Below are 23,075 nucleotides of genomic sequence, written 5' to 3' on the forward strand. Positions count from 1 at the left end.
TCCAGCCCCGCATCAGTGCATCGCGCAGTCATGCGGGCTCGCCGCCGGCGCAGCAGGAAAGCTGCGCCTTACCACTGATACACAGTAACAATTACAGAGTCCGGTCCACCATGCCCTCTTTTGCTCCCTCTTTCCGCCGTTCTGCGCTCTCGCTGGCCCTGACCAGCCTGCTGACCCCTGCCCTGGCCATGGCCGAGGACGCTCCGGTCGCTGCCGATGGGCAGACCCCGCCCAGTTCGGACACGCGCCACGATGCCAGCCCCTCCAGTGGGCGTCATATCAAGGATCTGGACAAGGTGGTGGTCACCGCCAGCCCGCTGCGCGATGCGGCCGGTGAGTTGAGCCGCCCGGTGGAAGTGCTGGCCGGCGAGCGTCTGGACGAGGTGCGCAGTTCCAGCCTGGGCGAAACCGTGGCCAGCCTGCCCGGCGTGCAGAGTTCCAACTTCGGACCCGGCGTGGGCCGGCCGATCATCCGCGGCCTGGACGGCCCGCGCGTGGCAGTGCTGCGCGACGGCCTGTCCACCCAGGACGTATCCACCGTCAGCCAGGACCATTCCCCGGCGATCGAGCCGTTCCTGGCCAATCAGATCGAAGTGCTGAAGGGTCCTTCGACCTTGCTGTATGGCTCCGGCGCCATCGGCGGCGTGGTCAACGTGGTCGACGGGCGCATCGCCGAGACCCCGGTGGACGGCTTCAGCGGGCGCGCCGAAGTGCGCATGGACGGCGGCGACAAGGACGGCAACACCGATATGTTCCGCGTCGATGCCGGTAATGGCAGCGGACTGTCGATCCACGCCGATGGCGTGTATCGCAACCAGAACGACTACGACACGCCGAAGGGTCGCCAGCTCAACAGCTGGATCGATTCCAAGGTGGGCTCGATCGGTGCATCGCTGTCCGGCGACTGGGGGTTTGTCGGCCTGTCGGCATCGCGTTTCCGCGACAACTACGGCAACCCGGGCGAGCCGGGCGACCCGTCCATCGGCGAGCGCGGCGTGTCGCTGAAACTGCAGCAGGACCGCTACGACCTCAAGGGCGGGCTGACCGATCCGTGGGGCGAAGGCAGCGCGTTGCGTTACAGCTTCGGCCATACCGATTACGCACATACCGAATTCGAAGGCGCCGAAGTCGGCACCGTGTTCACCAAGCGGGCCAACGAAGGCCGCGTGGAAGCCTCGTTCACGTTTGGCGGCGGCTGGCAGACTGCATTCGGCCTGCAAGGCAGCGACAGCACCTTCCAGGCGATCGGCGAAGAATCCTTCGTGCCCAAGACCGATACACGCTCGCTCGGCGCATTTGCCGTTGCGCGCAACAGTTGGGAGCGGGTCACCGCCGAAGTCGGCGCGCGCGTGGACAAGGTCAAGTACCAGACCGATGTCGGCGTGGATCGAGATTTCACGCCGACCAGCTTCTCGGCCAGCGGCGGTTTCCGCTTCAACGAACAATGGCGTCTGACCGCCAACCTGGACCATGCCGAGCGCGCGCCGGCCGAAGAAGAACTGTTCGCCAACGGCCCGCACATCGCCACCCTCGCCTTCGAAATCGGCAACGCCAACCTGAAGACCGAGAAGGCCAACCAGGCCGAGCTGGGATTGAATTTCCAGAATGACTGGGTGGATGCCAAGGTGGCGGCGTACTACAACCGATACAACGACTTCGTCTACATCGTCGACACCGGCGGCCAGTGGTTCAACGAAGAAGACAACGACTTCCTGCCGATTCGCCAGTGGACGCAGGCCGATGCGATCTTCCACGGTTTCGAAGGCGAGGCCACCGTCCACCTGGCCAACAACGAGAACGGTGCGTGGGACCTGCGCGTGTTCGGGGATACCGTGCGGGCGCGCCTGAACGATGGCGGCAACCTGCCGCGGATCGCACCGGGCCGCTTCGGTGCGCAGCTGCGCTGGGATGCGCAGCAGTGGCGCGCATCGCTCGGTGCCACCCGCACCATGAAGCAGGACAAGGTGGCAGTGAACGAAACGCCGACCGACGGCTACACCTTCGTCGATGCACATCTGGCGTATCACGTGGACCACGGCAGCACGGCGTGGGAAGTGTTCCTGGACGGCAACAACCTGACCAACCAGGACGCACGCGTGCACACCTCCTTCCTCAAGGACGATGTGATGCTTCCTGGCCGCAGCGCCTCGTTCGGCGTGCGCCTGTTCTTCTGACGGCAGACTCTCTCCCCTGCTGACTGGAAGGAAGGCCGCCTTCGGGCGGCCTTTTTTATGTGCATTGCCGAGCTATCGGCGCCGGCTTGCGCGCACTGCACTGCGCCTGCAGTCGCGTTCGCCAGCGCGTGGATTTGCACGGCACTCAGGACGGGAGCACCGACGCGCGACACGCCAGCACGACCTTCTTCCCAACGTGGAAGCGCAGCCCACGGCTGCTGCGTCGCACAACACGCTGCGGCGCATCTAGGGTTAAAACTTCATTAGCACTGCGCTGACAGGGGGCGCAAGCGACGCGATAGCGCGGGCGCGCGCGTGCACTGGCTGCCGATGCCTGCACACGCGGCGTGGCTCGGCAGCGTTCTTGCACTTTAAGACAAGGAGCCTTGCGCATGCGTTTTTCATCGCCCCGCTACACCCTTTCGCTTGCCGTCGCTGCCGCGCTGCTGGCACCGGATGGCCGCACGCAGACCGCCACGCCTGCATCAGGCAATCAGGAGGCCACGACGCTGGATGCGGTCATCGTCAGCGGCACCGCGCGCTTCAAGGGCCTGGCCAAGCGCGACGCCAGTTTTTCGATCACCACGGCCAGCCCGGAGCAGATCCAGCAGGCGGTGCCGCAAAGCACCGCCGACCTGCTCAAGATCGTGCCCGGCGTGTGGGCCGAGCCCAGCGGCGGCGGCACCGGCGCCAACATCTTCGTGCGCGGCATGCCATCGGAAGGCGATGCGCCGTTCGTGACCATGCAACTGGATGGTTCGCCGCTGTTTCCGCCGCCGACCTTGTCGTTCCTGGAGAATTCCACGCTGTTCCGTGTCGATGACACCGTCGAACGCATGGAAGTGCTGCGCGGCGGCTCCAGCCCGATCTTCTCCAACGGCCAGCCCGGATTGACCGTCAATTTCATCCAGAAAAAAGGCCAGGACGAACCCGAAGGCAGCGTGCGCCTGACCGGCGGCAACAACGCCTTGCGCCGCATCGATGTGTTCAACAGCGGACCGATGGGTAATGGCTGGTACTACAGCGTAGGCGGTTTTTTTCGCGAAACCGACGGCGTGCGCGACCCGCAGTTCTCCGCCGACAAGGGCGGCCAGTTCAGCGCCACCTTGAGCAAGCGCTGGGACAACGGCGAGCTGTCGTTCTACGCGCGCCACACCGACGATAACAACGCGTTCTACACCGCGATCCCGTTGCTCTCGCGCAACAACGGCAACGATCTTTCCAGTTTCCCCGGCTTGAACGCGCAGACCGGCACCCTGCTCGGCCGCGATTTCCGCAATGTGGATCTGTTGGTCGGACCCGATGGCCAGACGCTGCGGCGCGACCTGGCCGACGGGCGCGGCGTCAACATCGACGTGTTCGGCGGCGAATGGAACTGGGAGAGCGGCGGCTGGACCGTTGCAGACCGCTTCAATGTGATCAGCGGCAGCGCACCGACCTACGCGCTGTTTACCGGCGATGCGCCACAACGCCTGGGCGATTTCATCGCCAGCTACGGCAGCAGTGGTAGCGCCAGCTACACCAATGGGGGCGGCGTGGTGGATGCGAATCAGCAGGTGCTCGAAGCCGGATGGTGGTCGGTGGACAAACGCCTGAATTCCTTTACCAACGACCTGCGTCTGAGCCGCGAGCTGTTTGCCGGCAACACGCTGACGGTGGGCGCGTATTACGCCAAGTATTCCTCTGCCGACACCTGGTACCTGGGCAATACCATGTTGCTCACCGCGCAAAACAACGCGCGCCGCATCGATGTGGCGTTGGACGATGGCCGCCAGGCCACGCGCCAGGGGTTCACCAGTACCGCGTTCTTGAACCTGCGCGCCAAGTACGACGGCGAAAACATCGCCGCCTTCGTTGCCGACGAGTGGGAGCTGAGCGAACGCCTGCGCCTGGACCTGGGCGCACGCTACGAGCGCCAGAGCGTCACCGGCGATGTGCACGACACTACGACCGTGGATCTGGATGGCAACCCGGCCACGTTGTACGACAACGCCACCTCGCTGGCGCTGGCGACCACCCGGCGCATCGATCAGAACGATGAAGCGTTGTCGTGGACAGCCGGTCTGAACTTCACGCTGGACCAGCACAACAGCCTGTTTGCGCGGGTCAACTCCGGGGTGAAGTTTCCCGGCTTCGACAACCTGCGCGATGGACAGACCCGCGTGCAGGACGTGGATCAATACGAGCTGGGTTTGAAGTCCGGCACAAGCGTCTACGACCTGTATCTCACCGCGTTCTACAACACCTTCAAGAACTCGCCGTTCCAGGCATTCCTGGCCAATGGCGAGAACTTCACCGCCGTGGGCGATTCGCGCGCACGTGGCCTGGAGGTGGAGGGTGCGATCCGGCCGTTCGGCGGGTTCGAGCTGGCTGGCACCGGGGTGTGGCTGGACGCCAAGTACCGCAATTATCGCGAGTTCACCGGCAACCAGGTGATGCGCCAACCCAAGCGCCAGTTCCGCATCACGCCCAGCTATTACTGGATGCTGCCGTTCGGCGACCTCAAGGTGTTTGCTACCTATTCGTACATCGGCGAGCGCTTTGCGGACCTGGCCAACAGCCAGCGCCTGCCTTCGTACGACATGCTGGATATCGGCGCCAACCTGCATGTGGGCGAACATTGGGAAGTGACGGCCAGCGGCAGCAACGTCACCGACACGCTGGGCCTGACCGAAGGCAACGTGCGCGTGCCTGGCGCAGCCACCGGTGGTGTCTTCATGGGCCGCCCCATCGCCGGGCGGCAGTACCAGATGTCGGTGGCGTACCGCTGGTAGTTCGCCGCCACACGCTGAGCCGCGCAGCAGCGCAGACTGCTGCGCGGCACCTCGCTACCGCATGTCTCGATGCGCAGCCTGGTGGCACTGGCATGCCCGGGCCATGGCCGACGTAGCCAGACGCTGCGGGCCCCATGCGTTTTCCGATGCGCGGCAGACGGTGTAACACGGTGATGACAGGGCGGAGCCGAACAGCGCCGCATGCGAAGCACGACGACGCATCGTGATCGCTTATTTCGATCGAAGTGACTGCCACTGCCAAATTTTTCTGCAATTTTCGTCGGCAGAACTTCGCATGCAACGCATCACCCGACACGCCAGCCGTAAATTGCGCGATGTGTCACGAAGATGTCGTCGCTGGCATGCCTTGCAGACAATGCTGCCCCCATTTGTAATCCAGGCGTTCTTGATGCACACGCATCGACAACATCGGCTGCGTCGACACGCACAGGGGAGCCGACGCCGGACCTGACCGCAGCGTCCATCGGCAGACATGCGCTTGGTAACTCAACTGGGATAAACGCACATGGCTCTTGTTGCAGCCTCCTTTGCATCGATGTCGCACACCCCGGGCATCGACACGCGGCATCTGACTGCCTGCGGTGCAGCTCGGCTTTCGGATCGCACTGCCTGACGGGCTTTCCGGACCCGGCTGGCACCTGTTGGGTCCTTCACTCGCATTCCTCTTTCCGGCTCCACCAACACCGGCTTCACAGGCGCGAGCTTCGTGGAGTGGAGCAGTTGCAAAGGCCGATCGCGCGGTTGGCCTGACGGAGGAGTGTGTCACTCGACGGCGCCCCCCATTTGACTGGAATCAAACGGAATGAACTCTCTTCGCAGGCGACCTCTCGCGCTGTTGATCGTTGTCCTCCTGAGCGGCAGTACGCCGCCGTCGGTACTTGCTGCCACCCAGGCAACGGCTGCCGCCACCCCGGCCACTGCCAGCGCCAGCGCCAGCAATAGCGCCACAGCGAAAGCCACTGGCAACGACCCATTGCTGCGGTACCAGTGGCATATCTCCAATCAGGGGCAGGCCGTGATCGGCGACAGCCGTCCGGTCGCCGGCGTGGACATGGATGTCGACATCCTGCATGCCCTGGGCATTCGCGGCCGCGGCGTGCGGGTCGGCGTAGTGGACGATGGGCTGGAATTGGGCCATGAAGATCTGGCAGACAACATCCTGCCAAACGGGTCGCACAATTTCGGCGACGGGTCACACGACACCACGCCGATCGACCCGAACAATGGTCACGGCACGTCCGTCGCCGGCATCATCGGTGCGGTGGGCTGGAATGGCCGCGGCGGACGCGGCGTGGCGCCAGAAGTGCAACTGGCAGGATTCGACATGTTTGCGCGCGATTCTTCGATCACCGATGCCAGCGTCCGTTATGCATGGGGCGATGGGCCGGAGGCGCGCAACATCGATGTCTTCAACAACAGCTGGGGTTCCACTACCCCGTTCTACCAGGATTTTCCGCTGGAAGACCAGCGCAGCTGGGAAGCATTGATGGCTTCGACACGCGGAGGCCTTGGCGGCATTTACGTCAAATCTGCGGGCAATAGCTTCCTGCGCTTCCTTGCGCCCGACGAGAACGGAAACCCCGTCAATATCTGCAGCGAACAATCGCGTGCATTGAAAGTCGGCTGCTCGCTGGCCAACATCGATCCGTTGGCAAATCTGCCTGGAACCATCGTCGTGGCCAGCCTGAATGCCAAGGGCACCCGTGCCTCGTATTCGTCCACAGGCTCTGCATTGTGGGTTTCTGGTCTTGGCGGCGAGTTCGGCCGTCAACGCAAGTTCTATCCCGACGCAGCGTCCACCTTTTACCCAGACGCAGTCCCCTATGCCTACGACCCGGCGATTGTCACCACCGATCTCAGCGGCTGCGCAGCTGGCGACAACGTCGAAGCTCCCGACGTGGTCTACAACGCATTGGACGGCAGCAAGTCGAAGATCGATGCATCGTGCAACTACAACGCCGTCATGAACGGCACCTCGGCTGCAGCGCCCACGGTGTCTGGCGTGGCTGCGTTGATTCTCGGTGCCAATGCGAGTCTGAGCGCACGCGACGTCAAATATATCCTTGCGACAACCGCGCGCCAGATCGACCCATGGCAGCCGCAGGCGGTCTACCAGGGCAGCGTGATCGATCCGGGCTGGATCACCAACGCAGCCGGGCACCGTTTCAGCAATTGGTACGGCTTCGGCCTGGCCGATGCCGCGGCCGCGGTCTACAAGGCGCGCTACTTCACGCCCCTGCCGCCCATGCGCGATACCCAATGGATCAGCTCCACCGATGCCGCCAGCCAGATCGGCGGCCCGGCGCGCCCGGGCAAACTGCGCATCCGTGTGCAGCAGGCGATGAAGGTGGAAGCGGTGCAGCTGTCACTGCAGTCGGCGCACAAGACGCCGTCCAACCTGCGTGTGGTGCTGGTGTCGCCGAGCGGGACGCGCAGCGTTGTCGCCACGCCGTTTTCCGTCCTGGATCCGGCTGCTTATGCGCAGACCGGGTTCTATATCGACCTGACCTCCAGCAATGCGTTTCTGGACGAGAAATCGCGCGGCATCTGGACCCTGGAAGTGACCGACATGAGCGATCCCAGGAGCACTGTCGCACTCAACGCTTTCAAACTTCGCATCGTGGGGCACTGATATGAAACCGATGATTGTTGCTTGCCTATTGACGCTGTCACTCGCCGCAACCGGTGCTGCCCAGGCAGTGCAATACATGGACGCCAACACCCTGCGTGCGGCAGCGACCGGCGTGCGTTTCAAGTCCGGACCGGACATGTTCCGCATGCTGCCGGCCACGGTGGTGAGCGAGCACAAGCCGCCACGGAACGCGATATCGGCGCAGCGGTCGGCAGCCAAAGCCGGCATTACGGGTGCGGTGGCCCCCAGCGACAAGGTCGCCGCGCGCATCGGGCCGTATGCGGTCGTGCTGGATGCGCCTGCGGGTGCCGCACGCAGTCTTGCCACGAACACCGAACGCCCCATCGCCGCTGCGGTGAATGAGCGCAACGGGCGTGTCGTGCTGGTCAACCCGCAGGTGAAACTCACCGGTACCACGCCCGCCACTGCGAAATCGCTGGCTGCCAGCACCGGCGGAACCATTGCATACACCTCGACGGTGGACGGCAGCGCGGTGATCACCTATGCATCGGTGGACCAGGCCCAGCGCGCACTGCCCGGCCTGCAGCGCAGCAGCGGTGTCGCGCAGGCGGCGCTGGTGGTCATGCAGACGGTGATGCAACCCATGTAAGTACATCGGCCGCAGGCCGATCGCTGCGGCCGTTTCACGTCAGGCAGCCTGCCGGCCGGTTTGGCCGGCACCTGCATCTGGCGTGCGCCCCCATGACCGATACCATGCCATGACACTGTCTCCCCTGCGGCGATTGCCGCTGCTTTGCGCGTGCCTGCTGGCGCTCGGGTCCTTCTCGCTGACAGCCGATGCTGCAGCAACCGGCGTTGACGCGCCGATCAAGACCACCCAGAACACAAACAATGCCAGCGACCCGTTGTTCCGCTACCAATGGCATCTGCTCAATCAAGGCCAGCCGGTGTTCGGCGACCAGCGTCCACGGCCAGGCGTCGATCTGGATGTGGACATCCTGCACACGCTTGGCATTCGCGGAGCCGGAGTCAAGGTGGCGGTCATCGATGGCGGGCTTGAGATTGCGCATAAGGATCTCGTCGACAACATCGTTGCCGGCGGCTCGCATAACTTCTTGAATGGTTCCAACGATCCGACGCCGCCTGCGGATGAAATCGACAATGACCACGGCACCGCGGTCGCCGGCATCATCGCGGCACGCGGATGGAACGGGCTGGGTGGACGCAGTGTTGCGCCGGAGGCGAATGTAGCTGGCTTCAATGCACTTTCCATAGTCGATGGCAGCAAGCAGTACGTCGATATCCGTTACTCCTGGGGCGATGGCCCGGAAGCCCGTGCGATGGACGTGTTCAACAACAGCTTCGGCATCTCGACAGCGGTCTATCCATTCAGCGATCTCGACGAGCAGCGCTCTCTGGAAAAAATGATGCGTGCCCAGCGTGGCGGCAAGGGCGGCATCTACGTCAAGGCAGCCGGCAATGATTTCAATACGCTGCTTGATGTGGATGCACAGGGCAAGCTGATCGATCGCTGCAGCGACCAGACCCGGCAGCTTGGCGTCGCCTGCAGCAGCGCCAATATCGACAACCTCAACAGCCTGACCACCATGATTGTGGTCGGTGCGGTCAACGCCGACGGTGTGCGTGCGAGTTATTCCTCGCCCGGATCCGCAGTGTGGGTGTCCGGTCTCTCCGGCGAATTTGGGTTCCAGCGTCGCTTCGACCCGCATCCTGAGACTTACAGTCCGTTCTATACACTGCTCGCTGCACAGGGACCGCAACCATTCTTCTCACCGGCGATCGTGACGACCGATCTGAGCGGATGCGCGGCAGGCAATAACCGCGATCGCACGCGTGCGCCGCAGAACGCGCTGGATACCAGCCACTCAAAGATCGATGCCTCGTGCAACTACAGCGCACGCATGAACGGCACCTCTGCCGCCACACCGACGGTTGCAGGCGTCGCAGCGCTGATGCTGGGCGCCAACCCGCAACTGACGTTGCGCGATGTCAAATACATCCTGGCGACGACGGCGGTGCAGGTCGATCCCCATCAGGCCAAGGCGTTCTACAAGGACGCCGTGATCGAGCCCGCCTGGATCACCAACGCGGCCGGCCACCGTTTCAGCAACTGGTATGGCTTCGGCTTGGTGGATGCAGCCGCGGCGGTGGAGCGTGCGATGCATTTCACTCCGCTGCCTGCAATGCAAGACACCGAGTGGACCGTCTATGACGGCAAGAGCAGCACCATCGGCGGTATCGGTTCGCCAGCGCGATTGGCGATCGACATCAAGCAGTCCTTCAAGGTGGAAGGCGTACAGCTGTACTTCGCGGGGACGCACAAGAATCCTCGTCAACTGCGCGCCGTGCTGGTCTCGCCCAGCGGCACCCGCAGCACCGTGATGACGCCGTTTTCCACGCTCGATCCGGGCGATGGCTTCGTGGTCTTCCTGACCTCCAGCAATGCCTTCCTGGATGAGGCGGCCGCCGGTCGCTGGACATTGGAGGTGGACGACATGCTCGCCGACAACGGCAAGGAACAACTGCAGCAATTCGAAATGCGCGTGGTGGGCCACTGACATGAAAACTTCTCTGATCACATTGCTGTGCGTCGTTGCCGCCAGCATGTCTGCACCCGCCTCGGCACAGGTATTCGATCGCGTCCGCCTGCGGGCTGCCGCAACCGGGCAAACCGTGGTGGTGGACCGTGCCAGTTTCCGGCTGATTCCAGCGGCAGTGGTACAGCTGGCCGACACCACGCGCGGTACGGCCGCCACGCAAACGCTAGCAAGCACGCAGGCCAGCGCGAACGCACCGGTTGCCCGCGTCGATCGCTACGCGATCTACCTGGACACCAGCGGCGCGGCGAACGCGGTCGCGCGCACCGCGCGCAGCGAACCACCGGCGACCGTCGTTGCCGCGCTGGAAACGCGGAGCGGCCAGCCGGCATTGCTCGGCGCTTCGATCAAATTGTTCGAGACCACGCCAGCCATCGCGCGCGCACTGGCCACGCGTACGGGCGGCAGGCTGATCTATGCCTCCGCCACCGACGGCAGCGCGATGATCGGCTATGCCTCGGCGATGACCGCATTAAATAATTGCCGCCAGCTGCAAGGCAGCAACGGCGTGGGCGCGATCAAGCCGGAAGTGATCGTTCCGGCGGCACGGCCGTTGTGACGCCACTGCACGAGGACCGCGGCAGTCACGCGTGCCACGCTGCTGCAGTGTGTTGCAGCGTGGCGCGTTGGCGCAGCCGCCTTACAGCGGCAGCGGGCTGCGCTCTGCAAAATGCCCGCGCCAATAGGGGTAGTACGGGTACGGCGGCTCCACCGCGCTGGCCTGATCCAGGCGGGCACGCTGGTCCTCGGTCAACGACCACCCCACCGCGCCGAGGTTTTCGCGCAGTTGCGCCTCGTTGCGTGCGCCAATCAGCACCGTGCTCACGGTCGGCCGCTGCAGCAGCCAGTTGATGGCGATCTGCGGCACGCTGCGGCCGGTCTCTGCGGCGATGACGTCGAGCGCATCGACGATGTCGAACAAGCGCGTATCGTCGATCGCCGGGCCGGCCGCGGCGGTGGCGTGCAGACGGCTGTGTTGTGGCAATGGCTGCCCACGCCGCAGCTTGCCGGTCAGCCGCCCCCAACCGAGCGGGCTCCACACCACCGCACCGATACCTTGGTCGATACCCAGCGGCATCAGCTCCCATTCGTAGTCGCGCCCGGCCAGCGAGTAATACGTCTGGTTGGCGACAAAGCGGCTCCAGCCGTGCGCATCGGCGACCGCCTGCGACTTCATCAGCTGCCACCCGGAATAATTGGACGCGCCCAGATAGCGCACCTTTCCCGCGCGCACCAAGCCATCCAGCGTGGACAGGGTCTCTTCCATCGGCGTCATCGCATCGAAGGCGTGCAGCTGCAGCAGATCGATGTAGTCGGTGCGCAAACGCCGCAAGGAGGCCTCCACCGCACGCAGCAAACGGAAACGCGAGGCGCCGGCATCGTTGGGGCCATCGCCCAGGCGCAGGCCGGTCTTGGTCGAGAGAATCACCTGATCGCGGCGGCCCTGCAGGGCCTGGCCAAGGATGTCTTCGGATGCGCCATCGGAGTACACATCGGCGGTATCGAACAGGTTGAGCCCTGCATCCAGGCACACATCGATCATGCGCCGCGCCTGCGCCACATCGGTATCGCCCCATGCAGAAAACAGCGGCCCCTTACCGCCGAACGTGCCGGCCCCCAGGCCAAGCACGGGCACCTTGAAACCGGAACGGCCCAGTAGACGGGTTTCCATTGAGAATTCCTTGGTAACGTTGAATGAGAGATGCGTTGGGTGACCGCTGGCCGCTCGCGCTTGTGGAATGCTGGGCGCGAAACCAGTGTTTATGCGCCTCGAATGCCGCCTGAGGCGCACTGCGCCAACCCGGCGAATGACCAGCGCGCGATCACCTCACCCCATCTGCGTACAGGCCAGTGGCGCAGTCGCGCGGCGGCGTTGCAACTGCACGCTCCATAGCGCCATGCCCAGCCCGATGGCACTCAACAGCGCGGCCACCCAGGGCGTTGCGGCCAGGCCCGCCTGCGTGGCGATCACCACGCCACCCAGCCATGCGCCCAGCGCATTGCCCAGGTTGAAGGCGGCGATGTTGAGGCTGGAGGCCAGGTTCTGGCCGGCGCCACGCGCGTGTTCCAGCACGCGCAACTGCAGTGGCGCCACGGTGGCAAAGGCGGCCACGCCCAATAGCCCGACAAAGGCCACCATGGCGGCCTTGCTGTGCAGGACACACCCCAGCGCGCCGAGCACCACCACCAGGGCGGCCAGGCTACCCAGCAGGGCCGCGGTGGGGCGACGGTCTGCCAGCCGGCCACCGAGCAGATTGCCGACGATCATGCCCACGCCGAACACCAGCAGCACCGGCGACACTGCCGATTGCGCAAGGCCGGTGACCTGCAGCAGCAGCGGCTGGATGTAGGTGAACACCGCGAACACGCCGGCGTAGCCCACCACCGTGATCGCCAGCGCCAGCAGCACCTGCCCCCGCTGCAACACCGCCACTTCCTGCCGCCACGACACCGGCGTGGCAGCACCTGCCGTGGCCGGTACCCACACCGCGACCGCGGCAGTGGCCAGCACGCCGATCGCTGCCACCGCCCAGAAGGTCGCGCGCCAGCCCAGTTGCAGGCCCAGCCAAGCACCGGCCGGCACCCCGAGCAAGGTGGCCACGGTCAGCCCGGCGAACATCAGCGAGATGGCCGATGCACGGCGTTCGGCCGGCACCAGCGACGTCGCCACCACGGCGCCGACGCCGAAAAACGTGCCGTGGGCCAGCGACGTCAGCACCCGCGCGAGCATCAGGCTGGTGTAGTCCGGCGCCAGCGCGCAGGCCACGTTGCCGACGGTGAAGATCAGCATCAGCCCGATCAGCACCGCCTTGCGCGGCAGGCGTGCGCTGGCCAGGGTCAGCACCGGCGCACCGACGAACACGCCCAGCGCATAACCGCTGATCAACAGGCCTGCCGCGCTGAGCGAAACGCCCAGATCGGCGGCCACCTGCTGCAGCAGCCCCATGATCACGAATTCGGTCGTGCCAATGCCGAAGGCACCGATGGTCAATGCCAGCAATGCCGGCGGAAAGCGCGACGCACGCGCAGAGGTGAGATTGGACATGGGCATGGCCAGGGAGGACTGCGCACAGCCTGCGCCCTGCGTTTACTTACAGAAAGCCCTGCTATCCTGATTCACTTTCAAGCAATCATTGACAATCGCATGGACCGTCTTGGCGATATTGCCCTGTTCTTGCGCGTGCTCGACCTGGGCTCGATCACCGCAGGCGCGCGCAGCCTGGATCTGTCGGTGGCGGTGGCCAGCCAGCGTCTCAAGCGCCTGGAACGCGAATTGGGCGTGCGCCTGCTGCACCGGACCACGCGCCGCCTGCATCCCACTGCCGAAGGGCAGCGGCTGGCCGAACGTGGCCGTGTGCTGGTGGAAGATCTGGACGCGCTGGCCGAGGATCTGCGCGAAAGCGCGCACGACGTGGGTGGCGTGCTGCGCATGACCATGTCCGCCTCATTCGGGCGGCAATACGTGTCGCCGCTCCTGCCGGAATTCCAGGCCCGCCATCCGCGCCTGCGCATCAGCGCGCACCTGAGCGACGACCTGGTGGACCTGGTCAAACAGGGCTTCGATCTGGCGATCCGGATCGGACCGCTGGAAGACTCCGGGCTGGTGGCCGGGCGCATTGCCGACAACCGCCGTACCCTGGCGGCCTCGCCCGCCTATCTGCAGCGTCACGGCACACCGCGCACGCCGGACGAACTTGCACAGCACGCCGGCGTGTTGCTGATGGGCCGTGACGGCCGCCAGGACGTGTGGACATTGCAAACGCCCGACGGTGGGCTGGTGCGCGTGCGCATGCAGAGCCGCTTCGAAAGCAACTTCGGCGAGCTGGTGCGCGACGCCGTGGTCGCCGGCCAGGGCATCGCGGTGCATTCGTACTGGCACATCGCCGACGAATTGCGCAGCGGCCGCCTGGTCGAAGTGATGCGCGACTACCCCCCGCCCACCTCGCACATCAGCGCAGTGACGCCGGCGCGCCAGCTGCAGCCGCCGCGCGTGCGCGCGTTCGTGGATTTCCTGCTGGAGCGGCTGGGCGCACAGCCGCCTTGGGACCTGGCGACATAACGCCGCCACGCACGGGGCGGCCGGCACCGGCGGTTGCCGTGCGGATGGCTCGCAGCGAAACGCGCCTGCCGCGACTGCGAGGCGGCGCCGGGCGCCGTCTGCGGCATGCCAGTCACCACCGGAAACGACGGCATCGATGCATGGTCGCTGCATCTCACGCGCCCCGACTGCGCGACTGGCTGGCGGCCCGAACGCGCAGCCTTCGGTCGCATGAGGTGACTGGCGAGCTGCTGCATCGTGCTATCGGCATGACCGTGCACGACCACAAGCTGAGGCCGGCAGCGTGCGCAACCGCCGAGGCAATCGCTCCCGCAGATCAACGCCCGCCGCGCAGCAGGCGTTTGTGCAGGCTACGCCGCTGCGCATCGCTCAATAGATGTCCATGCGTCCGCAACAGCCCCAGGATCTGCAGATGCGCCTGTGCGGTGCGCCGCGCCAATTCGGTGGCGGCAGCGGCTTGGAGCCGCTTCCACTCTGCCGGGCTGGTCGGCGTTGGAAAGCTGGAACGTTTTGCGGGCATGGCAGCAAGTGAATGCGAGAGACCTCGCCATGATACGGCCGGCCTGTGATCGCCCTATCAGGGCCGACGCAGTTCACGCGCAGGCGGCCACGACTGCTGCCGCGCTGTCCATCGGGCGCAAGCCCACCGCCCGCGCGATGGACCTTGCCGCCCACACCACCTGCACTCTTGTACGATCGGTGCCCTCGCGGCCGGGCCGCATTGCATCGTCGACGGGTTTTCGCATGTCTTCGCTGACCGAATTGAGCACGATCTTGCTGCGTCATGCGCCTGGCGACGGCATGCATCCCACGCAGATCGCCCGATTGCAGATCATGCGTAGCGCAGCGCCGACAGTGGCCATGCCCACTGTCTATACACCCATGCTGTGTCTGGTGGCGCAAGGCCGCAAGCAGGCAATGCTGGGCGCGCAGGCGTATGTCTATCACCCGCAGATGTACCTGGTGGCGTCGGTGGATCTGCCCATCGTCGGCTCGGTGATCCAAGCCAGCAGCGCGCAACCGTATCTGTGTTTCTGCCTGGACCTGGACACCGCGGTGCTCAGCGAGCTGGCGATCAATCATCCGGAACTGGTGGACACGCAGCGCGATGCGGCATCGGCCGGGCTGCTGCTCAATCGCAGCACGCCGCAGTTGCAGGACGCAGCGTTACGGCTGGCGCGCCTGCTCGATCGACCGCATGAAATTGCCGCGCTCGCTCCCCTGATCGTGCGCGAACTGTTGTACCGCCTGATGGCCGACCCGGCCAATGCGGCAGTGCGCCAGATGGCCATCGCCGACAGCCGGCTCAACCAGATTTCCAGGGCCATCGTGTGGTTGCGCGAGCACTATGCGCAGCGCTTCAGCATCGAGCAGATCGCCGATCTCTCGGCGATGAGCCGCTCCACCTTCCATGCGCATTTCAAGGCGGTGACCACGATGACGCCACTGGAATACCGCTCGCAGCTGCGCGTGCACGAAGCGCGCCGCCTGATGGTCGCCGAGGCGCTGACCGCTGCCGACGCCGGCTTCCGGGTTGGCTATGAGAGCGCATCGCAGTTCAGTCGCGACTATGCACGCATCCTCGGCATCTCGCCCGCGCGCGATGCGCAACGGCTGCGTGCCAACGCGCAGGACGCCACCGAAGCGGCGTGAGGTCTGCCGGGCGCAGCGCGGGCCGCGCAGCAGCCCCGGCAATCCGCCGCAGCGTCCACTCACGCCGAGACGGCATCATCACCGCGCCAGCATCGGCATCACCGCTGTCTACTCAGCCGCATATTGCGCCTCGCTCACCTGCTCCAGCCAGCTGACGGGCGTACCGTCCTGCGATTCGGCAATGGCGATATGCGTCATCGCGACGTTGCATTGGCGCCGTGCCAATGCTTGACGCCGGGCGGAATCCACACGATATCGCCCGGGCGGATCTGCTGCGCCGGCTTGCCCCACTCCTGCACGCGCCCGGCGCCGGCGGTCACGATCAGCGTCTGGCCCAGCGGATGGGTATGCCATGCGGTGCGCGCGCCCGGCTCGAAGGTGACGGTAGCGCCGCCGACGCGTGCCGGTGCGTCGGCCTGGAACGCTGCATCGATGCGCACCTTGCCGGTGAAATACGCGGCCGACCCCACTGCCGACGGCGCCCCACCCGCCTTGCTCACCCTGATCGGTCTCGCGGCCTCATCAGGAACCACGGCGGCCATCATCGACAACGACATTGCAGTCGCGAACAGATTCATTGCAGTGCTCCTTGATTCGAGTGTTCGAACTGTAGCGCGCTTGTCCGAGGCCACTAACCGGCTAACCGCGCATGCTCCTAGAAACACGGCGCATCACTCCGCAGCGCCGCGGAGTGCCTGCTGCTGCATTGAAGCCATCACGCACATTCGCGCATGATGCAGCCGCATGAATGGCATGCCTGACGCGGGCATTGGTGGCAATGGCACGGGAAAATCTCAATGACCTGCAGGTGTTCGTCACGGTAGCGCGCGAAGGCAGCTTCACCCGTGCCGCCGCGCAACTGGGCCTCTCGCAGTCGGCACTCAGCCACACCGTGCGCGCACTGGAGACGCGGCTGGGCATTCGCCTGTTGACCCGCACCACGCGCAGCGTGGCGATGACCGAAGCCGGGGCACGCCTGTTCGAAACCGTGGCACCGCGCCTGGAAGAGATCGACGCGCAGTTGTCCGCGCTCACCGACTTCCGCGATAAGCCGGCCGGCACCATCCGCATCACCACCGCCGGCCATGCCGCCGATGCCTACATCTGGCCGGCATTGTCGAAGGTGCTGCCAGACTACCCGGACCTCAAGGTCGAACTGACCGTCGACTACGGCCTGGCCGACATCGTTGCCGAACGCTACGACATCGGCATCCGGCTCGGCGATCAGGTCGCCAAGGACATGATCGCGGTACCGATCAGCCCGATGCAGCGCATGGCGGTGGTGGCAGTGCCGGGGTATTTCGTGCACCACACCATCCCGGCAGTACCGGCCGATCTGGCGCAGCACAATTGCATCGGTCTACGCCTGCCCACCCACGGCGGTTTGCTGCCGTGGGATTTCGACAAGGACGGGCGCGAAGTGAAGGTGCGTGTGGATGGGCAATGGACCTTCAACGGCAGCAGCGCCATCCTGCGCGCTGCACTGGCAGGCGGCGGCCTGGCCTTTCTGCCGGAGACCATGGTGCTGGAGCACGTGGCCGCCGGCCGGCTGCGCCGCGTGCTGGAAGACTGGTGCGAGCCGTTTGCAGGCTATTACGCCTACTACCCCAGCCGCCGCCAATCCTCCAGCGCACTAAAGGTCGTGATCGATGCATTGCGGCACGATCTGGTGCGTTGACCACGCTCGTACAGAGCCTGCCCGGGCGCTATGACGCGTGCGGCAGGCATGACCGCTGACGTTATTTGCCGATGAGTTTCTGCCGCTCCGGGCTGTAACGCGCACCGACAATTGCCACCGCATCCAGCGCCTGCGGGAGACGCGCAAGATCCTCGTTGCTCAAGGTCAAGCCCTCAGTAAAAACCACTCGGTACTTCGCTCCTGCCTTGCGTTGTCGGAGCCGTCGGGTTCGCACGATACGCCCGCAGGAACAATGCCACCGCGCCGCTGACATACGCATCCAGCTGCACCGATTGCGCCTCTGGCGTATCGCCGCGCGCGGCAGCGGTAGCCGGCCGCCCGGTCATCAATCCGAAGAAATGCACCGATGCATCGGGCACGTTGTCGATCACCAATGCGCCGCGTTGCACCTCGCGCGCCAACAGCGTGCGCATCATGGTGTCGTAGCGCTCGAAGCACAGCGTCCACATTTCCTCGCGCACCTGGCCAGGCAGCAGTGGCGGGCGTACCAGGCCATACGCGGCATCATCCCGCATGCTGCTGGCAGACACGCGCAGCACTGCATCGGCTACCGCAGTCAGGCGTTGCTCCAGCGGCCCCTGCAGCTCCAGCAAGGCCGTCCAGCGATTGGGCGAGGCCTGCGCCAGCGCTTCCAGGGTGGTGCGGAACAGCACCTCCTTGGACGCGAAATGCGCATATACCGTGGCCTTGGACACCATCGCGCGCTCGGCGATGGTGTCCATGCTGGTCCTGTCGAAGCCGTGCTGCTGAAACAGCACGCGTGCCGCCGCCAGGATGGCGCCACGCTTGTCGTGCGGCGCACGCCTGGGCGCAACCGACGGTGCGTCGTCATCCACGCGGCGGCTCCGTTGCCGGGGCCGCGGCGGCAGTGGGCGCTGCGCTTTGCAGCCAGCCCCCGCCCATGGCCTTGTAGAACGTCACCAGGTTGGTGAAGCGCGACAGCTGGGTGTTGATCAAGGTCTGCTGCGCGCTGTACAGCGAACGCTGCGCATCCAGCGCCTGCAGATAGCTGTCGATGCCGCGTTCGAAACGCGCCTGCGACAATCGGTAGCTATCGGCAGTGGCATCCACCAGCGCTTGCTGCGCCTGCAGTTGCCTGCCCAGCGTGTCGCGCTGCGCCAACGCGTCGGAGACCTCGCGGAACGCGCTTTGGATCGACTTTTCGTAGCGCGCCACTTCGATATCGCGGTTGGCCTTGGCCATGTCCAGATTGGCGCGATTGCGCCCGGCATTGAAGATCGGCAAGGTCAGCGTGGGCACGAAGCTCCAGGCACGCGTCCCGGCATCGAATAGCCTGGACAGGCTACTGCTGGACGAACCGGTCGATGCGGTCAGGCTGATGCTGGGGAAGAACGCTGCCCGCGCCGCACCGATATTGGCGTTGGCCGCACGCAAGTTGCGCTCGGCTTCCAGAATGTCGGGGCGACGTTGCAGCAACTGCGACGGCAAGCCGGCCGGCACGCTGGCCAACACATTGCCTTCCACGCTCGCGTTGTCGGGCAGTGCATGCGGCAGCAATTCCACCGGCACTTGCGTGCCGACCAGCAGCACCAGGGCATTGCGATCCTGCGCCACCTGCGCGGTGTAGCGCTCCACATCCACGCGTGCGGTTTCCACCGTGGTCTGCGCCTGACGCAAGGTCAGTTGCGAGGCCGCACCCAGTTCGAAGCTGCGCTGCTGCAGGCGATAACTGTCGCTCTGGCTGGCCAGGGTGGATTGCGCCAGCTGCAGCAACTGCTGGTCGGCCGCCAAGGTCAGATAGGCGGTGGCCACTTCTGCCACCAGGCTGATATGCGTACTGCGGCGTGCCTCGGCGGTTGACAGGAATTGCTGCAACGCCTGTTCCTTCAGGCTGCGCACGCGGCCGAACAGGTCCAGCTCATAGGCACTGACGCCGATGTTGGCGCTGTAGGTGCGGAACACCTGCGGCTGGCCGGGAATGGCAAGCTCCGAGGGCGTGCGCGCATTGTTGGCGGTGCCGGTGCCCTCGATGGCGGGCAGCAGCGCGGCGCGGTCCACCCGATATTGCGCGCGTGCCACCTCGATATTGAGCGCGGCCACGCGCAGGTCGCGGTTATTGTCCAAGGCTAGCGCAATCACCTGCTGCAGCGCCGGGTCGGTGAAGACCTGGCGCCAGCCGATATCGGCAATGTACGCGGCGTCGGCGGTGCCGGCGGTATCGGCAGTGGCAGCCGGAGGGGCTGCCGACACGTCGGTGCCGGCAAATTGCGCTGGCACCGGTGCGTCGGGCCGTGTGTAGCGCGGCATCAGCGTGCAACCGGACAGCACGCTGGCCACGCCAAGCGCGCAGAGTGTCGTGCGAATCGTGGTCATGTCAGTGTCCTGTCGGTTGCGGTGCGGGCGAGGCAGGCTGTGGACGGCGCTGGAACAGGCCGCACACCAGCACGAAGAACAGCGGCACGAAGAAGATCGCCAGCACCGTGCCGGAGAGCATGCCGCCGATCACGGCCGTGCCCAGCGCGTGCTGCGCGCCGGCGCCGGCGCCACTGGTCAACACCAGCGGCACCACGCCGAGGATGAAGGCCAGCGAGGTCATGAGGATCGGCCGCAAGCGCATGCGCGCCGCTTCCAATGCCGCAGCCACCAGGCTCTTGCCGCCCTCGTGCAATTCCCTTGCGAACTCCACGATCAAGATCGCGTTCTTCGATGCTAGGCCAATGGTGGTGAGCAAGCCCACCTGGAAGTACACATCGTTCATTTTCCAGGTCAGCATCGCTGCCAGCAGCGTGCCGAACACGCCCAGCGGCACCACCAGAATCACCGAGAACGGAATCGCCCAGCTTTCGTACAACGCGGCCAGGCACAGGAACACGATCAGGATCGAGACGCTGTACAACAGCCCGGTCTGACCGGACGAGGCTTTTTCCTGCCGCGACAACCCGGTCCACTCGAAACCGATGCCCGGAGGCAGCTTGGCGGCTGCGGCTTCGACGATCTGCATCGCCTCGCCGCTGGAGGCCGCACCCGGCAACGCCATGCCCAGGATCTCCATCGACGGCACGCTGTTGTAGCGCTCCAGGCGCGGCGAGCCGGATTGCCAGCTTGCCGTGGCGAAGGCGTTGAACGGCACCATGGTGCCGGCGCTGTTGCGCACGAACCAATGGTCGATGTCCTGCGGGTTCATGCGGTAGGGCGCATCGGCCTGCAGCATCACCTTCTTGACCCGGCCCTTGTCGATGAAGTCGTTGACGTAGGTGCTGCCCCATGCGCTGGAAAAGGTATCGTTGATGTCGGAGATCGACACGCCCATCGCCTGCGCTTTGTGCGGGTCGATTTCCAGCTTGAACTCCGGCGTGTCTTCCTGGCCATTCGGGCGCACCGCCACCAGGCGCTTGTCTTGCGACAGTTCGGCCAGCAATTGATTGCGCGCCTGCATCAGCGCTGCGTGACCCAGGTTGGCGCGGTCCTGCAGCATCAGATCGAAGCCGGTGGCATTGCCCAACTCCGACACCGCAGGCGGCGCGAACGCAAACACCTTGGCATCGCGGATACCGGCAAAAAATGCCCCGGCCCTGGCCGCCACGTCGGTGACGCTCTGGCCCTTGCCGGTGCGCTCGTCCCACGGCCGCAACTTGACGAAGGCAAAGCCCACGTTCTGGCCGCTACCGGCAAAACTGAAACCGGTCACGGCGAAGACACCGGCAACCGAATCCTTCTGGTCGACCAGGAAATGATGCTCCACCTGCTTGAGCACCTCGCTGGTGCGCGCGTTGGTGGCACCGGGCGGCAACTGCACCAGCACGAACAAGGTGCCCTGGTCTTCGTCCGGCAGGAATCCCACCGGCAATTTCATGAACCCGAACACCACCAAGGCCAGCAACGCCGCGTAGGCGAGCATGTAGCGCCAGCCCTTGCCAAGCATGTGCCTCACCACGCCCTGGTAGCCGGTGTTGCCGCGATCGAACAGGCGGTTGAACCAACCGAAGAACCCGGTAGTCGCCAGGCCGTGGCCCTTGTGCACCGGCTTGAGCAAGGTGGCGCACAAGGCCGGGGTCAGGATCATCGCCACCAGCACCGACAAGGTCATCGCCGAGACGATCGTGATCGAGAACTGCCGGTAGATCACGCCGGTGGATCCGCTGAAAAACGCCATTGGGACGAACACCGCCGCCAGCACCAGCGCCACGCCGATCAACGCGCCGGAAATCTGGTCCATCGATTTCCGCGTGGCGTCCTTGGGCGACAACTGCTCCTCGCTCATCACGCGTTCGACGTTTTCCACCACCACGATGGCATCGTCCACCAGCAAACCGATCGCCAGCACCATCGCGAACATGGTCAGGGTATTGATGGTGAAACCGAACGCCGCAAGCACACCGAAGGTGCCCAGCAGCACCACCGGCACCGCAATGGTCGGGATCAGGGTGGCGCGGAAGTTCTGCAGGAACAGGTACATCACCAGGAACACCAGCACCACCGCTTCCACCAGCGTGTGCACCACCTGTTCGATGGAGATGCGCACGAACGGCGTGGTGTCGTACGGCTTTTGCACCTTCATGCCCGGCGGGAAGAACTTTTCCTGCTCTTCCAGGCTCTTGTCGATTGCGCGCACCGTGTCCAGCGCATTGGCGCCGGTCGCCAGCTTGATCGCCAGACCGGCGGCCGGCTTGCCGTTGTAGCGGCCCACCGTGTTGTAGCTTTCGCTGCCCAGCTCGATGCGCGCCACATCGCCCAAGCGCACCTGCGAGCCATCGGACTGCGTGCGCAGCAGGATGTTTTCGAATTGCTCGGCGGTCTTCAGCCGGGTCTGTGCAGTGATGGTGGCGTTGAGCTGCTGGTTGGCCACCGCCGGCAACGCGCCCAACTGGCCGGCGGAAATCTGCGCGTTCTGCGCCTGGATCGCGTTGCGCACATCCACGGGCGTGAGGCTGAAATTGCTCAGCTTGTTGGGGTCCATCCACACCCGCATCGCGTACTGCGAACCGAACAAGGTGGTGTCGCCCACGCCTTCGACGCGGCTGATGGTTTCCTGCACGTTGGCAGCCACGTAATCGGACAGGTCCGAATCGCTCATGCTGCCGTCTTCGGACGTAAAGGCCAACACGTTGAGGAAGTTGGTGGCCGACTTGGTCACCGTCACGCCCTGCTGCTGCACGTCCTGCGGCAACAACGGCGTGGCCAGCGACAACTTGTTCTGCACCTGCACCTGCGCGGTGTCCGGATCGGTGCCGTTTTCGAAGGTCAGGGTGATGGTCACCGCCCCGCTGGATTCGCTGGTAGACGCCATGTAGCTGAGGTGGTCCAGCCCCTTCATCTTCTGCTCGATGACCTGGGTGACGGTGTCTTCCAGCGTCTGCGCCGAGGCGCCCGGGTAGTTGGCGGTGATAGCGACTGCCGGCGGTGCGATGCTGGGGTATTGCGCAATCGGCAAGGTGGCGATGGACAGGATGCCGGCCAGCATCACGATGATGGCCAACACCCAGGCGAAGATCGGACGATCGATGAAGAAACGTGCCATGACG

Annotated in this window: 15 protein-coding genes and 1 pseudogene; 9 read left to right on the forward strand and 7 right to left on the reverse strand. The window is 65.0% G+C overall.

Translation table 11 applies throughout. The annotated features are described in order from the left end of the window. The first annotated feature begins 110 nt into the window (after positions 1-110). From ACCQ15_RS14265 to ACCQ15_RS14290, 6 genes are all read left to right on the forward strand, one after another. Positions 111-2,174, forward strand: a complete 2,064-nt coding sequence (locus tag ACCQ15_RS14265) for a TonB-dependent receptor (protein WP_372380709.1) — start codon at positions 111-113, stop codon at positions 2,172-2,174. 392 nt (positions 2,175-2,566) lie between these two features. After that, on the forward strand, positions 2,567-4,948 hold the full coding sequence (locus ACCQ15_RS14270) for a TonB-dependent receptor (protein WP_218502108.1): 2,382 nt from the start codon (positions 2,567-2,569) through the stop codon (positions 4,946-4,948). Between the two features lie 856 nt (positions 4,949-5,804). Beyond that, complete coding sequence (locus ACCQ15_RS14275) at positions 5,805-7,601, forward strand: S8 family peptidase (protein ID WP_372380710.1); 1,797 nt, start codon at positions 5,805-5,807, stop codon at positions 7,599-7,601. Position 7,602: 1 nt separating this feature from the next. After that, positions 7,603-8,211, forward strand: coding sequence for a hypothetical protein (locus ACCQ15_RS14280; RefSeq protein WP_136732761.1), 609 nt, complete (start codon positions 7,603-7,605; stop codon positions 8,209-8,211). A gap of 109 nt (positions 8,212-8,320) precedes the next feature. Further along, positions 8,321-10,141: a S8 family serine peptidase gene (locus ACCQ15_RS14285; protein ID WP_372380711.1), complete on the forward strand. Its 1,821-nt coding sequence runs from the start codon at positions 8,321-8,323 to the stop codon at positions 10,139-10,141. Between the two features lies 1 nt (position 10,142). After that, the gene (locus tag ACCQ15_RS14290) at positions 10,143-10,739 is read left to right on the forward strand and encodes a hypothetical protein (protein WP_122272545.1); all 597 of its coding nucleotides are present in this window, start codon (positions 10,143-10,145) and stop codon (positions 10,737-10,739) included. Between the two features lie 81 nt (positions 10,740-10,820). Here the strand turns inward: ACCQ15_RS14290 and ACCQ15_RS14295 are convergent, their stop codons facing one another. Both ACCQ15_RS14295 and ACCQ15_RS14300 read right to left on the reverse strand, forming a co-directional pair. Beyond that, entirely contained in the window at positions 10,821-11,852 is a 1,032-nt protein-coding gene (locus ACCQ15_RS14295; protein ID WP_136732762.1) for an aldo/keto reductase, read from the reverse strand. Between the two features lie 156 nt (positions 11,853-12,008). After that, complete coding sequence (locus tag ACCQ15_RS14300; RefSeq protein ID WP_014090618.1) at positions 12,009-13,226, reverse strand: MFS transporter; 1,218 nt, start codon at positions 13,224-13,226, stop codon at positions 12,009-12,011. A 99-nt stretch (positions 13,227-13,325) separates the two neighbouring features. Between ACCQ15_RS14300 and ACCQ15_RS14305 the strand changes: the two genes are divergently transcribed. Further along, positions 13,326-14,240, forward strand: coding sequence for a LysR family transcriptional regulator (locus ACCQ15_RS14305; RefSeq protein WP_372380712.1), 915 nt, complete (start codon positions 13,326-13,328; stop codon positions 14,238-14,240). A 316-nt stretch (positions 14,241-14,556) separates the two neighbouring features. On the opposite strand, the gene ACCQ15_RS14310 is transcribed toward ACCQ15_RS14305, so the two are convergent. After that, positions 14,557-14,760, reverse strand: a complete 204-nt coding sequence (locus ACCQ15_RS14310) for a hypothetical protein (RefSeq protein ID WP_014090619.1) — start codon at positions 14,758-14,760, stop codon at positions 14,557-14,559. A gap of 224 nt (positions 14,761-14,984) precedes the next feature. Between ACCQ15_RS14310 and ACCQ15_RS14315 the strand changes: the two genes are divergently transcribed. Next, complete coding sequence (locus ACCQ15_RS14315) at positions 14,985-15,893, forward strand: AraC family transcriptional regulator (protein WP_011348053.1); 909 nt, start codon at positions 14,985-14,987, stop codon at positions 15,891-15,893. A gap of 108 nt (positions 15,894-16,001) precedes the next feature. Here the strand turns inward: ACCQ15_RS14315 and ACCQ15_RS14320 are convergent. Beyond that, a pseudogene (locus ACCQ15_RS14320) lies at positions 16,002-16,471 on the reverse strand ((R)-mandelonitrile lyase). A 200-nt stretch (positions 16,472-16,671) separates the two neighbouring features. On the opposite strand from ACCQ15_RS14320, the gene ACCQ15_RS14325 reads away from it, so the two are divergent. Continuing rightward, positions 16,672-17,571 carry a LysR family transcriptional regulator gene (locus ACCQ15_RS14325; RefSeq protein ID WP_005919295.1) on the forward strand — a complete coding sequence of 300 codons (900 nt, stop codon included), beginning with the start codon at positions 16,672-16,674 and terminating at the stop codon, positions 17,569-17,571. A gap of 173 nt (positions 17,572-17,744) precedes the next feature. Here the strand turns inward: ACCQ15_RS14325 and ACCQ15_RS14330 are convergent, their stop codons facing one another. Genes ACCQ15_RS14330 through ACCQ15_RS14340 form a run of 3 tightly spaced genes read right to left on the reverse strand, consistent with a single transcriptional unit; the run spans position 17,745 to position 23,071 of the window. Next, positions 17,745-18,428, reverse strand: coding sequence for a TetR/AcrR family transcriptional regulator (locus ACCQ15_RS14330; protein WP_136732764.1), 684 nt, complete (start codon positions 18,426-18,428; stop codon positions 17,745-17,747). Continuing rightward, positions 18,421-19,926, reverse strand: a complete 1,506-nt coding sequence (locus tag ACCQ15_RS14335; RefSeq protein ID WP_127166662.1) for an efflux transporter outer membrane subunit — start codon at positions 19,924-19,926, stop codon at positions 18,421-18,423. Before ACCQ15_RS14335 ends, ACCQ15_RS14330 begins: the two co-directional genes overlap by 8 nt. Position 19,927: 1 nt before the next feature. Then, the gene (locus ACCQ15_RS14340; protein ID WP_372380713.1) at positions 19,928-23,071 is read right to left on the reverse strand and encodes an efflux RND transporter permease subunit; all 3,144 of its coding nucleotides are present in this window, start codon (positions 23,069-23,071) and stop codon (positions 19,928-19,930) included. Between the last annotated feature and the right edge of the window lie 4 nt (positions 23,072-23,075).

The organism is Xanthomonas sp. NCPPB 1754 (assembly GCF_041475725.2).
GTDB classification, from domain to species: Bacteria; Pseudomonadota; Gammaproteobacteria; order Xanthomonadales; family Xanthomonadaceae; genus Xanthomonas; species Xanthomonas euvesicatoria.